This window comes from Bradyrhizobium sp. WSM1743, assembly GCF_000473065.1.
GTDB lineage: Bacteria > Pseudomonadota > Alphaproteobacteria > Rhizobiales > Xanthobacteraceae > Bradyrhizobium.
Window position 1 is genome coordinate 51935 of sequence record NZ_AXAZ01000018.1, and the last position, 13017, is coordinate 64951.

The 13017-nt window shown below is 59.4% G+C and carries 13 protein-coding genes and 1 tRNA gene; 6 read left to right on the forward strand and 8 right to left on the reverse strand.

Annotated elements, in window-relative coordinates:
- Positions 1-21 precede the first annotated feature (21 nt).
- Positions 22-912, reverse strand: coding sequence for an N-formylglutamate amidohydrolase (locus tag YU9_RS0114570; RefSeq protein ID WP_027573512.1), 891 nt, complete (start codon positions 910-912; stop codon positions 22-24).
- Between the two features lie 330 nt (positions 913-1242).
- Here YU9_RS0114570 and cpdR point away from each other — a divergent pair, with 330 nt between their 5' ends.
- The 3 genes from cpdR (at position 1243) to YU9_RS0114585 (ending at position 2869) form a co-directional block, all read left to right on the forward strand.
- Positions 1243-1602, forward strand: a complete 360-nt coding sequence (gene cpdR, locus YU9_RS0114575) for a cell cycle two-component system response regulator CpdR (RefSeq protein WP_007597092.1) — start codon at positions 1243-1245, stop codon at positions 1600-1602.
- Positions 1603-1674: 72 nt separating this feature from the next.
- Positions 1675-1749, forward strand: a tRNA-Val gene (locus tag YU9_RS0114580).
- A 112-nt stretch (positions 1750-1861) separates the two neighbouring features.
- Positions 1862-2869: a site-specific integrase gene (locus tag YU9_RS0114585; RefSeq protein ID WP_027573513.1), complete on the forward strand. Its 1008-nt coding sequence runs from the start codon at positions 1862-1864 to the stop codon at positions 2867-2869.
- Between the two features lie 66 nt (positions 2870-2935).
- Here YU9_RS0114585 and YU9_RS0114590 read toward each other — a convergent pair whose 3' ends face one another.
- The 5 genes from YU9_RS0114590 to YU9_RS41440 all read right to left on the reverse strand — a co-directional run bounded on the left by YU9_RS0114590 (position 2936) and on the right by YU9_RS41440 (position 9274).
- The gene (locus YU9_RS0114590) at positions 2936-4807 is read right to left on the reverse strand and encodes a DEAD/DEAH box helicase family protein (RefSeq protein ID WP_051380390.1); all 1872 of its coding nucleotides are present in this window, start codon (positions 4805-4807) and stop codon (positions 2936-2938) included.
- Between the two features lie 157 nt (positions 4808-4964).
- Positions 4965-5615, reverse strand: coding sequence for a hypothetical protein (locus tag YU9_RS41430; protein WP_051380391.1), 651 nt, complete (start codon positions 5613-5615; stop codon positions 4965-4967).
- A 593-nt stretch (positions 5616-6208) separates the two neighbouring features.
- Positions 6209-6370 (reverse strand): DNA-directed RNA polymerase sigma-70 factor, encoded by a 162-nt coding sequence (locus YU9_RS41435; protein ID WP_036017282.1) that lies wholly within the window; start codon positions 6368-6370, stop codon positions 6209-6211.
- A gap of 789 nt (positions 6371-7159) precedes the next feature.
- Entirely contained in the window at positions 7160-7828 is a 669-nt protein-coding gene (locus tag YU9_RS0114610) for a tyrosine-type recombinase/integrase (RefSeq protein WP_198028242.1), read from the reverse strand.
- Positions 7829-8029: 201 nt separating this feature from the next.
- Entirely contained in the window at positions 8030-9274 is a 1245-nt protein-coding gene (locus tag YU9_RS41440; RefSeq protein WP_051380392.1) for an AAA family ATPase, read from the reverse strand.
- Positions 9275-9455: 181 nt separating this feature from the next.
- Between YU9_RS41440 and YU9_RS44600 the strand changes: the two genes are divergently transcribed.
- The 3 genes from YU9_RS44600 to YU9_RS0114625 all read left to right on the forward strand — a co-directional run bounded on the left by YU9_RS44600 (position 9456) and on the right by YU9_RS0114625 (position 11116).
- A complete protein-coding gene (locus YU9_RS44600; RefSeq protein WP_051380393.1) occupies positions 9456-9638 on the forward strand; it encodes a hypothetical protein in 183 nt (60 codons plus the stop codon).
- A 684-nt stretch (positions 9639-10322) separates the two neighbouring features.
- Positions 10323-10550, forward strand: coding sequence for a DUF2945 domain-containing protein (locus YU9_RS0114620; RefSeq protein ID WP_027573516.1), 228 nt, complete (start codon positions 10323-10325; stop codon positions 10548-10550).
- Positions 10551-10579: 29 nt separating this feature from the next.
- Positions 10580-11116 carry a DUF488 family protein gene (locus tag YU9_RS0114625; RefSeq protein WP_027573517.1) on the forward strand — a complete coding sequence of 179 codons (537 nt, stop codon included), beginning with the start codon at positions 10580-10582 and terminating at the stop codon, positions 11114-11116.
- A 39-nt stretch (positions 11117-11155) separates the two neighbouring features.
- Here YU9_RS0114625 and YU9_RS0114630 read toward each other — a convergent pair whose 3' ends face one another.
- Both YU9_RS0114630 and YU9_RS0114635 read right to left on the reverse strand, forming a co-directional pair.
- The gene (locus tag YU9_RS0114630) at positions 11156-11617 is read right to left on the reverse strand and encodes an NUDIX hydrolase (RefSeq protein ID WP_027573518.1); all 462 of its coding nucleotides are present in this window, start codon (positions 11615-11617) and stop codon (positions 11156-11158) included.
- A 246-nt stretch (positions 11618-11863) separates the two neighbouring features.
- Complete coding sequence (locus tag YU9_RS0114635) at positions 11864-12955, reverse strand: enolase C-terminal domain-like protein (RefSeq protein WP_027573519.1); 1092 nt, start codon at positions 12953-12955, stop codon at positions 11864-11866.
- Positions 12956-13017: the final 62 nt, after the last annotated feature.

The following is a 13017-nucleotide window of genomic DNA, read 5'->3' on the forward strand; positions in this document are numbered from 1 at the left end:
TGATCGAAAGAAGAGCGGAGCCTATTCCGCCGCGGCCTGGAACGGGCCGAGATCGGTGAACGGAATCGTGGTTGCCAGCACGTCGGCGAGAATGCCGAAGTCGGAGGCCACTTGCACAAAGCGTGCACTCCGCTCGCGCCGCCGCTCGTCCATGTAGATCGCGCGATTGAGCTCGAGCTGCACCGCGTGCAGGCCGCTTGCGGGATTGCCGTAGTGTTCGGTGATGAAACCGCCGGCATAGGGCTTGTTACGGCCGATCGAATAGCCGAGGCCTGACAAGGTTTCCTCGACGCGATCGGGAAGCAGCGGCGTACAGCTCGTGCCGTAGCGGTCGCCGATCACGATGTCGGGCCGGCGCGGTTCGTCTCTGCTGACGCCGACCGAGGGCATCGAGTGGCAGTCGACCAGCACCACGGTGCCGAACATCTGATGCACCTTGTTAATGAGCCGGCGTAGCGCGCGATGGTAGGGCTTGTAGAGCGTCTCGATCCGCCCCAGCGCATCGTCGACCAGGATGCGATCGCGATAGATCTCCTGGCCGTCGCCGACCACGCGCGGAATGGTGCCGAGGCCGCCGGCGACCCGCATCGAGCGGGTGTTGGCAAAGCTCGGCAGCCGGCCGCTGAACATGCGGGGGTCGAGCTCATAGGGCTCGCGGTTGACGTCGACATAGGAGCGGGGAAAGTTGACCCGCACCGTGGGAAAGCCGCGCTCGCTCAAATGGCCGATCAGCTCGTCCATGAACGAGTCTTCCGAGCGCCGCAACGTCGGCAGGTCGATCCGCGACGCCGCCAGGAATTCGTCCGGATAGGTCGAGCCGGAATGGGGCGAGTTGAAGATGACAGGCGCGCGCCATTCGGCGGGCTCGAAGATCTCGAAGGCTGGCGACATGTCGCCGTCAAACCGGGTCATCTTCTCAGGCTTCGTCCCTTCGCGCCGGGATCTGGCAGGGACCAGATCGCATTGATTCGGCCGATCGAGCGGCTCTTATGTGTCGTCATTGTCCGGAATCGCAACCATTCTGCCAAGCGAAAAGATGTGAAGGACGCTGGAACATGTCTTAACCGTGCAGGTACCGCGGCGGGGATCAGTCGATCCGGCTCGATTGATTCGGAGCCCATTCCGGTTCACAAAGAGCCGGCAGCGCAGCCGGCCCAAGGTTAAGATTTTCACCCCAAATTTACCCTCTGTCGGGCTTAGTGACCTCTGCTGATATCCTCTGGGGATTCGACGTTTCCTGCCATGCCAAAGATCCTGCTCGCCGAAGACGACAACGACATGCGCCGTTTCCTGGTCAAGGCGCTGGAAAACGCCGGTTTTCAGGTCTCGTCCCACGACAATGGCATGGCCGCCTATCAGCGGCTGCGGGAAGAGCCGTTCGAGATGCTGCTCACCGACATCGTGATGCCGGAGATGGACGGCATCGAGCTCGCCCGGCGGGCCTCGGAACTCGACCCTGATATCAAGATCATGTTCATCACCGGCTTCGCCGCGGTCGCCCTGAACTCGGATTCGGACGCCCCCAAGAACGCCAAGGTGCTGTCCAAGCCCGTGCACCTGCGCGAATTGGTCAGTGAAGTGAACAAGATGCTGGCGGCCTAAATCGGCCCCTTCCGTCCTTGCGCCGGCTCCCCTGAGCCGTTATAGGGACCCCACCGATGAAAATGACCTCTAGGGCACGTAGCTCAGCGGGAGAGCACTACCTTGACATGGTAGGGGTCACAGGTTCGATCCCTGTCGTGCCCACCATCTACGTAAAGACTTGATCTAACGTAGATTTCCGTCGTTTCGTCCGGTCCTCCGAAAATCCTCGACGTCTCTGCTGGTCCCAAATTGGTCCCACTCAGCAGGAGACGTTTGGATGGCAACCATCCGCAAGCGCAGAGGCAAATGGCAGGTGCGTGTTCGCCGCGACGGCGTGGCCCTGACCAAAACCTTCACCGTCAAACAAGACGCCCAAACATGGGCGCGGCAGACAGAGGCGAAAGCAGAGCGGCGAGAGCTGCCTCCCGACATCAAGAAGCTTGCACAAATCACCTTGGCTGATTTGGTCACGCGGTACAGGGACGAGGTTACGGTCCGCAAGAAGGGCGCGGAAATGGAGACCACGATCCTCGATGCTTTTCTTCGTCACCCAATTTGCAAGAAGCGGCTTTGCGACCTAACGACGGCAGACTTCGCGCGGTATCGCGATGAGCGATTAAAGGTGGTCAAGAACAACACACTTCGGCGACAGCTCAACCCTGTACAGAATATGTTCAATATCGCTCGCAAGGAATGGGAGGTTCCGATGCCGAGTAACCCGGTCGCCGCGCTGAACCTCAAGAATGAGGATGACGAACGTGAGCGCCGGATCGATGACGATGAATGGGGCCGCCTGATTGAAGCTGTGGGGGCTGCTCGCAACCCGCTGATCGAGCCGATGATGAGGCTCGGCAAGGACACCGGCATGCGTCGGAGCGAGATACTGCGTATCGTCGTCAAGCATGTCAGCACCAATAGGCGGGAGCTGTACGTGCCACCGGGTAAGAACAACAAAGCTCGTACCATCGTTCTCACGCAGGCTGCCGTCATCATTCTCGCCAAGTTGATGGAACAAGCAAGTCAGGATGGACGCCTGTTTCCCATCTCAAAGGAAGCCGCAAAGTGTGCATGGCGTCGGATCAGGACGCGAGCGGGTCTCGACGGTCAGGACCTGCGCTTTCATGACCTGAGGCATGAGGCCATCAGCCGGTTCTTTGAAATGGGCCTCACCCTGCCAGAAGTCGCCAGCCAGAGCGGGCACAAGGACGCGAGGATGTTGCTGCGTTACGGCCATGCGATGCGGTCGAAGATCAAGACGAAACTGGACGAGCAGGGGCAGGCATAGGCTCGAAAAAATCGCAGCGTTGGACGAGGAGAGGGTGCCGTCTAGCTACTGAGTGGACCAAGCTCCTCATGCTGCCAATGAATCGTTGCGGACAAACCGCCCTGGATTGCCCCGGCCCTTCCCGACCACGAACGTGAAGCCAGTGTCCTTCATCGCCTTCCGTATGAGAGGGTTTGAGAGATAACGGCTCTTGTTCTTCTGGAACGAGATGCCCGTCAGCCGCTCAAGCTCGATGGTCGTGATTTCCTGCGCATCCGTGCTGTAGAGGAGCGACATCAATCCCTTTGCGCCTCCATCCCTTTTTGTCCCCGGTTTGCTTTGGCTGACCAGCTTGGCACCGGGGAACGTCCGGTCCTTGTGTTGTATCAGCCGGTCAAACTCTGCCGTAACGTAAAGGCGCTGCTCGCCGCAGACGCCATTGCCGTCAATGTTTCTCGCGTTGCCCCGCATCGCGAGCTGCTTCATATGCCGACAAAGATGACCTTCGCGTATCCAACGTAGTTGGCTGCTTCTCGGGTTAGGCGTTTGAAAGGGAGCGAGGGCAGACGCTGTCGCCTGTTCCTCCCTCAGCCCCAAACTGGTGCCGACCATCGCTCGTTTAGGGACGTGGAATTCACCGAACAGGAATACAGCGGTCGCGTCTTTCCAGCGGTTCGATCCTATTCCCGACCCCCAATGGATGAAGCACACGTTTCGCCCGTCGAGATCGAAGGGATTGGAGAATTCCCGGTGATCATTCGGGAGGTATTCGTGATCCAATAGCCCTTTGTGGACTACGGCCAGCACCCCCTCACCGAGCTGACTGTTCTGTCTGATGGTTTCCATGATCCACCGGGCATACGGTTTCGCCAGTTTTGCTTGTTTGATAATCTCACTGACGGTGTGTCCTTTGGGTAAGTCCGGCTCGATGTGCGTGATCGTAAGTTTGCTGAAATCAACCTGCGGTACCGGCACGGGTTTTCGATTGTTGACAAGAAGTGAGACCCCGTCGATGTCTGCCGTAGCATCGAGCAGTATTGTCCCCGGTCTCAGCGGCATGTTCATCTCGTAGCCGACGAACCTTGCTCCCTTTCCGTACTCGTCGTAGCGGGATAAGAAGGCGAAGCCTTTTGCCAGCGCTCGTCCAAAGCCAAAGACATGCTTCACCTGGTCGTCAGATGACGCAATGTAATCGTTCGCCTGTTCGGAGTTGAACCAACTCAAATCGATTCTACCGGCTTGCAGTATCTCATCGAATGAAGCCTTGCCGGATGCGGTCTGCCAAACGGCCTCAAGATGGTTATGAAGCTTGGTCAGTTGAGGAACGTGTTCCAAGTTCGACGAGTGCTTCTCCGCGAGCTTGTCTCGGACTGATTTGATAAGCCCGGTGTCCACGTCGAAGATGGTAACGTCAGCGGCCTTTTCATCGACGAACGTCAGCCTGCGAGGCTTGCCGCGATACTCTGTCGCCTTGTCAGCCCGCGACCCCATGTAAAACCTGTGGGTGGCAACGATGGCAGGGTAGTTGGCAAGGTCATCGACCGAGAAACGGTGTTCGGGGACAAACCCGTGTTGATGCTCGATGTTGTCCCGCGAGGCGCGGCTGTCATGGGCGCTGGTCCAGATAGCGACGTTCGCGTTGCCGAGGAGGGCTGACATCTCTCGGAACATGTCCTCCGCCTGCTGGATTGTCTCGACAAGGAAGAGAACGGAGCCTTCGGGGTGAACTTCGATGAAGGCCTTGGCAAAAGCCTGCGTATAACTGGACTTGCCGCTGCCTGTCGGGGCCGACACGACCCTGTACTGAGCGACGCCGCGTTCACTGTCCTCGATTGCCAAGAGACCAGCCGTGAAGATTGACTGTGAGACTTTACTGTCGAATGCCGTGATCTCGCGATTGCGTAGCCTCGCCTGCTCCTGAATGGCTGCTTCGTATGCGTTCTCTAACTGTGTCAGCATCGGCTCTCTCGGAACCAGCGGGCAGGAAGCCAGACTGGTGAGGGTGATGAATGGGGGTGTCGGATGGGACTTGGACGAGCCCGAAAACTCCTCACCTGCTAAAGAAAATCAGCATGTTGAGGGGGTTTAGGAGTTCTCCCTGTGGGAGCCACGCATCTCACTGCACTTCCCCAAGCGCCGCGTAGTAGGCCAGCCGCTCCTTGCGCTGGTCCTCCTCCTCACGCCGTTCAAGTTTGGCGATCCGCACTCCAGCAGGGCCGAACAGTTCCACCAGCAGCCCACTCAAATACTCGGCGGTTCTCGGCTCCAACTCCTTCATGGCTCGCCGCTCGCGACCATCGCTGGCCCCGCTCCAGTGGGAGAAGCTGGTGTTGGAGAGGGTTCGCACCCTTCTGACCAGTTGGGTGCGGAAGGCCGTTTCGTCCTTGAACAGGCGAGGGTCATAATCCTGGAGCAGGTACATCGCGATGACAGTGACAGCGACCTCGCGACCTGACACGCTGTCGGCCAGCCGAACCAGTTCCTTCATTCCCGCTCGCACGTAGCGATAGATCGTCTTGGGTAGCTCTGCTCGCCAGTTGTTCGTCACGATGTCCCACCGCTGATCACAGATGGACCAGAGCTTGGCATCGGGCTGTTTGGCGATCCTCGCCTGAACCTTCTCGATGAACGGTTTCAGGTCGGACTTGCTGATAGTCCGCTGTTCTTCGTGACCGTGACGGCGTTTGCGGGACCTATGCTTGGAACACAGGAGTGAGTGACCGGCGCGAGCGTTCGCGCAGCCGTTCACACGGCAGCGTGGTTTCATAGTGGACCTGTTAGTTGCCCTGAGATGTGCGGCCATACCCCAACAGACAGACGCGAACTGTTGGATCAGGCTGTTCCGAAAAGACGTGCACGAATCGCGCAAGTCGGAGCGAGATGGCTTCTCTATCCCGCCCAAGGCGGAATTATGGCGCAACTTAGGGTAAGTCGTTGACATTATTGCATAATCTATCCACTAGTGGATAGGTCTCGCTGGTGGAAGGGTCGCAGGAACGTAACTATCCTCACGCTTCAATGAGAGGCACCGCTATTCCTGACCGCCATCCCCAGAGAGCCCGTGGGGGTTGCCGACTGGAACTTTGCCTGCGCCTCGTGGTGGGGACGTGTGTCCCGCATGGTGGCGGCGATCAGCATCCGGTCACAGCGCCGCAGCAGCAGCCTCCCGCGACATTCGTCGCAGCAGCCCGCGACATCACCTGCTCAGTCCCAGCACCGCAGCCGACGCCTCGAACGTAACGTTGGCCGTGACCCGACAAGTTACAGGCGGGTCGTGTTCAGCAAGATGTCCGCTCTTGGAGATGCTGCGGTCCTGTCCAGTCAGTTCGGATGGTGTCGCGTGTTGACCCAGTTCAGACCTCAGTCTCCCTCGACCCAAATTCCTGCTTCGCTAAGGGCGCTCATAATCCGGTCGGGGTCGAGTACTCGGCTGTCACACAGCTCATTCAGCTCATCGAACGTAATCTTACCGTCACGTTGACCGATCTCGATGGCTCGTCGAATGATTTCTGGCACGCTCATGTTCTCTCCATTTCAGCAGCCTCTACTATACTGGGAGAGAGTCGGGTTGTGGCCCTTAGCCGGATAAGTTTGACTCTGTTGCGATGTCGGCTATCGGTGGCAGACCGGAAGCCGCGCCGCCCTAGCCGTGACCGCTGCTTTTGACCCATAGCCGTCGATTGCCCTTTTCGGCCTCCATGGCTTACGTTCGGAGCAAAGCACGATCCCGCAAACCAGCCGAAAGCCAGAATGCCTAGACTTGTGTCGTTCACACACTTCCTTGCGCTGATCGCTGTTGTTCAACCGACCGCTGCTTTTGCCCAAGACAAGGAATGCGTTCCAATTTCTTGCCGCGCAGTATACCGACTTACGACATGCGATAAGCCAAGGTCGGGCGCCACGATCTTTTCGGGACGCGTGGTCAGCGTGTCGAGAGAATGCTCGAATGATGTTGTCCAGGTGCAAATTGAGGATGGGGAGACGAACAGGGTGCCGCCAGTGGTCGAGATCATCGTTCGGCCCTGCGGGCACTTCGTGGGAAAGGTCGGTGATCTTACTCGGGTTGCTGTGATGAACCCAACACCCACCGTCCGGCGCTATGATCTCGCTTGCAGATACTATTGAGGTGCGATTTCCGCTTCTGGCCCTTTGCAGAACACCATCTCGCACTCAAGCGGCGTCCGCACTTGAACGCGAAGCAGACCCTCTGCATCGGCACTGACTACGAAGCGCTCATCGCCTTGTAGATCGCGCCCCGTGAACACCCAAGCTGCTTCGCAATCGCGGTCGCGCCAAGCCCTTGCGAGCGCCTTAGCTTCTCCAAAAATCTTTGAACCGATTGGGCGACAGCTCCGTGTACCTGACCGTGTGCTGAATGTTCTTGTGGCCAAGATAGGCTTGCAAGGCTCGCGTATCGTGTCCCTTGTTGGCCAGCGCGAAACCGCAGGCGTGGCGCAGCATATGCGGGTGGACCTTGAACGGCATTCCAGCCTCCACCCCAGCCCGCTCCATCATGCGAGCAAATCCGGCAGTGGTGAACGGGCCTGCCCGCTCGCTAGTGAACACGAACGGCGACTTCGGCTCCTGCTCCCGCTGCAAGCGACGCAAGGCCCGTAGCTCATCGCCCATGATGGGATGGGTGCTTGGTGTGCCCTGCTTCACCCTGCGAACGTGCAGGGTGGCGCTGGCGAAGTCGATCTGATCCCAGCGCAGGTCCACAAGTTCGGACACCCGCAACCCGTGCCGCCAAGCCACAAGGATCATGGTGCTATCGCGATGGCCCCAACGGTTGGTCTTTGCGGCCTGAACGACCTTGTCCACTTCCGTCTCGGTCAGGTGTTCGCGGCTGCGCAGGTCGGCGTTGGGGCGACGCTTCGGGGTGACTGTTCGTTTTTCGGTGGCTGGCGTGACGAGCTTGAGATGCGATTTCGCCATAGTTTGCTGCGCCTCCATGAAAATGACTGTTCGGATAATGATCATAAAACGAACAGTTGACAAGCTCCTTGGAAGAGGAGGGACTCCGACGAAGCTGCCATGGGATGGGCAACTCTGGCGCAAGCCGCTCGACACCCATTATCTCAATGGGGGCCGAGGGGGGTTGATCGCCCCGCGATCACCCGGAAGCCCTTTCACATTTTTGCTAAAGAATCTGGAGTTGCCAGCGCATCGGAAAAGCCGCCGTTATGCCGAAGCGGCTTCCTTGCTAAATTTACTCTCGGCTCGCTGGGTAGGATCACTCGAACGGGCTCTGGCCCAAATATGAGAGACAAATTCTCTAGCTTCTTTCAGCTCTGGGTCTGTCTCCAAATTTCTCTCCTCTAGCACTTTGGCGACAAAGCCGGGCCCATGGCCGCCTTCTATGCTTCGGCAGAATCCTTCTATTTCGCCGACAGGGACGATCCAAAGCCCGACTGCGGCCATTTTGGCGAGTAGGTCATCATAGTGCTTGATCGCCTGTCCAGCAGGTACGGCAGATCGACCAGCTCGTTTCACATCGTCCCATGGAGAAATTCCTTTAAAGACAGCCTTAATTTCTCTTTCTTTGCTCTTGGGGAACTCACCTGTGCCCCCTACGTCATTGAGCTTTTCGCGTAGTAGACCCGCGACCTGTTCGGCATTCATGGGCGGACGCCGTTGTTCAATGGCCGTCTTGAGCGCCTTGAAATTGCTGCTGGCGTCTGACCAATCCCCGCCCATCGTTTCGAATAGCTGCTTGCAGGTGTTCTCTTCCTTAAACAGATCAACGTCGGCGATAACCGAAACGGGCACGTCAAGCTGACGCAGCGTCTCCGCAAGCTGTGCCATTCGATGCTTTCCAGCCGTGTGGATAAACAGCACGTCTGCGCGGCGATCTCCAGAAATCGCCTTCGTGTTGAGAATGGAACTATAGAATAGGCAGTCTGCGTCTGCCTCGCAGATCACGACGTGCTGATAAAAAATGCCATCAAAGACACGGGAGTACCGGGCCAACGTGTCATTGACTATCGATGCTGTCTTCGACTTGCTCAATTCCTTGACGCGGTTGACGGCGCCATCGCGCTGAATGCGAATGATGCGCACCTTTTCCGCTCCGCCTGAAATTAGCCCATCCAAGATGTCAGTGCTGTGCGTAGCGATGAAGAGCTGGGACTTCGATGTACGCTTCGCCGCGATAAATTCGCCTACGAGTCGAGCTTGCGGGGGGTGCAAGAAGGCCTCTGGCTCATCCAGGAACTGGATCGAATGATGGTCCGACGCCAGCACATACAGCAATACGGACGCGAAGCTGCGCATACCGTCGCCTTGCTCTTGTAACGGAACGGCCTGAGTTCGTAGCCTCTCGATGAAAGTGCGTGAAAGCTCGTCTTCTCCAGAAGCAAGAAGCGGCCTCTCTCCGACGTACAGTGGAAACGATCCACCCCCCGCTCGAAACGGCATTAAGTCCATTCCAAAGGCGTGTAAATAGCTCGCTGATTTTTTTTGCGAGAACGTTGTCCATCAACAGCTGATGGATGGGATGAGACGGCGGTTCTGAAAAGAGCGCGATAGCGTTCGCAGGGTTTGCCCCGGAAAGCCTATCCTCTGTGCCAAGCCGTTTGCAAAAGAAACTTGCTACCGGGTGTCGGTCATGAGGTTGATCAAAATAGCTCAGATGGCTGTGATGAATGTTGTAGCCCATACCAGCGTAGCTATGCTGACCCGTTGGACCCATGGTCATGGCATTTCTGACAAGGTAATCTCGCAGCTCGGTTTGAGTGCCAAGGCGACGAAGCTCAACTGCGGTTATGACTTTCTGCGGTACATTCCTTGAAACGAACTGTTCTAACTCGCGAAGCGCTGCACTCTTGCCAGCATTGTTCGGCCCGACAAAGACGACTATTTCGTCTTCTTCGAAGGTAAGAACGTCCCCGTTGGAGAATGTAGCTGATGCTATCGAGAGCTTCGGCTTTGCGATCTGACCCTTCTGCTCTGTTTCTGTTGGCGGCGAAATTGCGTTCATGGTGTACCTTCGGCAGACAGGGCGTCCAGCGGCATGGGGTGATTAGTTGCAACATACCTCATCTCCACCGCAAGCTGCGCTATTCGTAATGAGTGATCCACAGCTCGCATTGATCCCCGGTGCCAAATTGGTCCCACATGGGCTGGGGCAAAGACTTGCTTGCCCACCGCAATCGCAATAGATTTGGTCTAACCAGTTGAAGGTTGGGGTTTTTCGGTCAAGGGCACTAGGCTCAGCATAGGGCACACGCGTTGACATGGTAGGGGTCACAGGTTCGATCCCTGTCGTGCCCACCATCCTTCGCTCGCAAAGCGAGAGAAGGATGCCACGCCGCAGCCCAAAAGGCGCAGGCGGGCTGCCGCCGCGAGCTTCCGCTCGGCAAGCCACCCGTCTTGAATGCGAAGCGTGTCCGGCGTAGCTCGCAGAGCGAAGACGGACTGGTGCGTCTAGTTCGTTATCCTGGAACACGCCCAAGTCCCTCGGCATTGTTCCGTCATGCCGAAGCCCTCCACAAAATCCTTCAAGCGCGGCGACCACGTCAGCTGGAATTCCGAAGCCGGCCGCGTGCGCGGCCATATCCTGCGCGTCCACACGGAGGACGTCGACTACAAGGGCCACACTCACCACGCCACGCCGGACGATCCGCAATACGAGATCAAGAGCGACAAGACCGACCACGTCGCCCTGCACAAGGGCCGGGCGTTGCGGTTGCTGCGAAGCTGAGCGGCACAAGGGGAGTCGATGAGCTCATCATGGCTCATCCGTTCTTCACCATCGGCCATGCCACACATTCGATCGAGGAATTCGTCGAATTGTTGCAAGGCAGCTCGGTTACCTTCGTCGCCGACGTCCGCACCGTGCCGCGCTCGCGCACCAACCCGCAGTACAATCGCGAGACCCTGCCGCAATCGCTCGCGGCCGTTTCGATCGGCTACGAGCACATGGCCTCGCTCGGTGGCCTGCGCAGCCGCAAACGCGAAGTGCCGCGCGAGACCAATGCGTTCTGGCAGAACGGCAGCTTTCACAATTACGCCGACCACGCCATGAGCCCGGCCTTTCGCGAGGGTCTCGCGCATTTGCGCGACCTCGGGCAGACGCAGCGCTGCGCCATCATGTGCGCGGAGACGTTGTGGTGGCGATGCCACCGGCGGATCATCACGGATTATCTGCTCGCCGCCGGCGAGACGGTGTTTCACATTCTCGGGCCCGGGCAGGTCAAACAGGCTGAAATGAATCCGGCGGCGCGGGTCGTGGCTGGCGGCCGCCTGGCCTACCCGGCCGAGAATTAGCCAACCGTCGCCGTCGAGGTTATGCGAGGCAGCATCGCTTCAATTCGTCTTGTTCCCGCGCAGCACGTCCTTCAGGCCGGTCGGATAGAGGCTCGGGCCGCCGTCCACGTCGAGATCGGCGAGGTCGAACCAGCGGGCCACGATCTCGGCCCCGTTGTCCTCCCTGAAGTCGATATGGTCCTGATCGCGGAACGCAGGCTCCGGAAACTCAACTTCGGAGATGAATATCACCTCGTGCCCGGTTGCTCCCTCGTGCACGAAGATATTCTCCAGCATCAAGGGCTCGCCCTTGAGGATGACGTCGATGCCGAGCTCTTCGTTGAATTCCCGCACCAGGGCGGCGCGCCAGCTCTCGCCGAACTCGATCTCGCCGCCGAGCGGACGCACGCCCTTGATCCGACCGGCATCGTCACGAACCTCGGCAGCGAGCAGGCGCCCGTCCCGCCAGTGCAGGCCGATTGCGACGACGCGGATGTGGGGATGCGGGCGCCAGGTGGTCATGGGGGATCGTTAGTCCGTGTCGCACGCTTTCGCAACGAGGGAGGGAGATCGTGTGCCCGGAACGGCGATATGGGAAATCCGTCACCCCCGCGCAACGGCGAAGCCGTTGTCGCTGGAGGTGGCCGCTTCTTCAGCGGCCCTCGAAGGGCGACGGCCCGATTGCATCCGGGCCGTGCACCCTTCGAGGCTCCCGGCGCGATGCTTTTGCATCGCGCCACTCGCACCTCAGGATGGCGGGACCCGTCATCACTCCACCAGATACTTCTTCACCGCCGCCTCGTCCCAGGCGATCCCGTTGCCAGGCTCCTCGCTCGGCAGCGCGAAGCCGTCCTTGATCTTGAGCCGCGCTGCCAGCACAGCGTCGGCCCAGTCGACATATTCCAGCCAATGCGCCGTCGGCGTCACGCAGAGCAAATGCGCGCTCACTTCCGAGAACAGATGCGTCGACATCTCGATGCCGGAGGCATGCGCCAGCGCGGCGGCGCGGAGCCAGCCGGTAACGCCGCCGATGCGCTGGACGTCGGGCATCACGTAATCGCAGGCTTCCGCCGAGAGCGCGGACTGCATCGCAAAAGCGCTGTCAAAATTCTCCCCGATCTGGACCGGCGTGCGCAGCGCATCGGCAATGCGGGCGCAACCGGCATAATCGTCATGGCGGATCGGCTCCTCGATCCAGGCGAGGCCCTCGTCGTCGAGCATCTCACCGCGGCGGACGGCCTCGGTCACCGTCAGTGCCTGGTTGTAGTCGCACATCAGCGTCACCTGGTCGCCGACGGCCTTGCGCACCGCGCGCACCACCGCGAGGTCCTCGCGCGCATCGGGCCGGCCGATGCGGATTTTGGCGGCCTGAAATCCTTCGGCCAGCAGCTTGTGGGCTTCCTCGACAGCGGCGCCGGCCGGCATAATGCCGAGCCCTTTCGAATTGTAGGCGCGCACCGGCTTCGGCGCGCCGCCAAGCAGGCGGGCGAGCGGCAGGCCGCGTGTGCGGGCCAGCGCGTCCCAGGCCGCCATGTCGATGCCGGATTGCGCCAGCCGTTGCAGCCCGGCGAGGCCCAGCAGGGTGAAGCGCTGGGCCAGCTTGCGTTCGATCTCGAGCGGCAGCAGCTCGTCGCCGGCGAGCAAGTCCGACATTTCCGCGACCATCGCCGTCAGCGGTTTCAAGGCAGACGGCGTGATCGAGAACAGATAGGCATGGCCCACCGCGCCCTGGTCGGTCTCGCAGTCGATCAGCACCAGCGGCGCTTTGGCGACCGCGCCGGTCGAGGTCTGGAGCGGCAGGTTCATCGGCACGATCACGGGGCGCGCGTGGAAGCGCTTGATGCGGATGGCTTCGGTCATGGGATCTCCCGGCGGAGCGGATGGACGGGCCGATCTTAAACATCCGTGATGAAACGAAAAGG

Excerpts from the sequence above, each read along its gene's own strand:
- YU9_RS0114635 (WP_027573519.1), bottom strand. The coding sequence starts at position 12,955 with ATGACCGAAGCCATCCGCATCAAGCGCTTCCACGCGCGCCCCGTGATC.
- YU9_RS0114590 (WP_051380390.1), bottom strand. The coding sequence starts at position 4,807 with ATGCTGACACAGTTAGAGAACGCATACGAAGCAGCCATTCAGGAGCAG.
- YU9_RS0114630 (WP_027573518.1), bottom strand. The coding sequence starts at position 11,617 with ATGACCACCTGGCGCCCGCATCCCCACATCCGCGTCGTCGCAATCGGC.
- YU9_RS0114570 (WP_027573512.1), bottom strand. The coding sequence starts at position 912 with ATGACCCGGTTTGACGGCGACATGTCGCCAGCCTTCGAGATCTTCGAG.
- YU9_RS41440 (WP_051380392.1), bottom strand. The coding sequence starts at position 9,274 with ATGGACTTAATGCCGTTTCGAGCGGGGGGTGGATCGTTTCCACTGTAC.
- YU9_RS0114625 (WP_027573517.1), top strand. The coding sequence starts at position 10,580 with ATGGCTCATCCGTTCTTCACCATCGGCCATGCCACACATTCGATCGAG.
- YU9_RS41430 (WP_051380391.1), bottom strand. The coding sequence starts at position 5,615 with ATGAAACCACGCTGCCGTGTGAACGGCTGCGCGAACGCTCGCGCCGGT.
- YU9_RS0114620 (WP_027573516.1), top strand. The coding sequence starts at position 10,323 with ATGCCGAAGCCCTCCACAAAATCCTTCAAGCGCGGCGACCACGTCAGC.
- YU9_RS0114585 (WP_027573513.1), top strand. The coding sequence starts at position 1,862 with ATGGCAACCATCCGCAAGCGCAGAGGCAAATGGCAGGTGCGTGTTCGC.
- YU9_RS44600 (WP_051380393.1), top strand. The coding sequence starts at position 9,456 with ATGAGGTTGATCAAAATAGCTCAGATGGCTGTGATGAATGTTGTAGCC.
- YU9_RS0114610 (WP_198028242.1), bottom strand. The coding sequence starts at position 7,828 with ATGATCATTATCCGAACAGTCATTTTCATGGAGGCGCAGCAAACTATG.
- YU9_RS41435 (WP_036017282.1), bottom strand. The coding sequence starts at position 6,370 with ATGAGCGTGCCAGAAATCATTCGACGAGCCATCGAGATCGGTCAACGT.
- cpdR (WP_007597092.1), top strand. The coding sequence starts at position 1,243 with ATGCCAAAGATCCTGCTCGCCGAAGACGACAACGACATGCGCCGTTTC.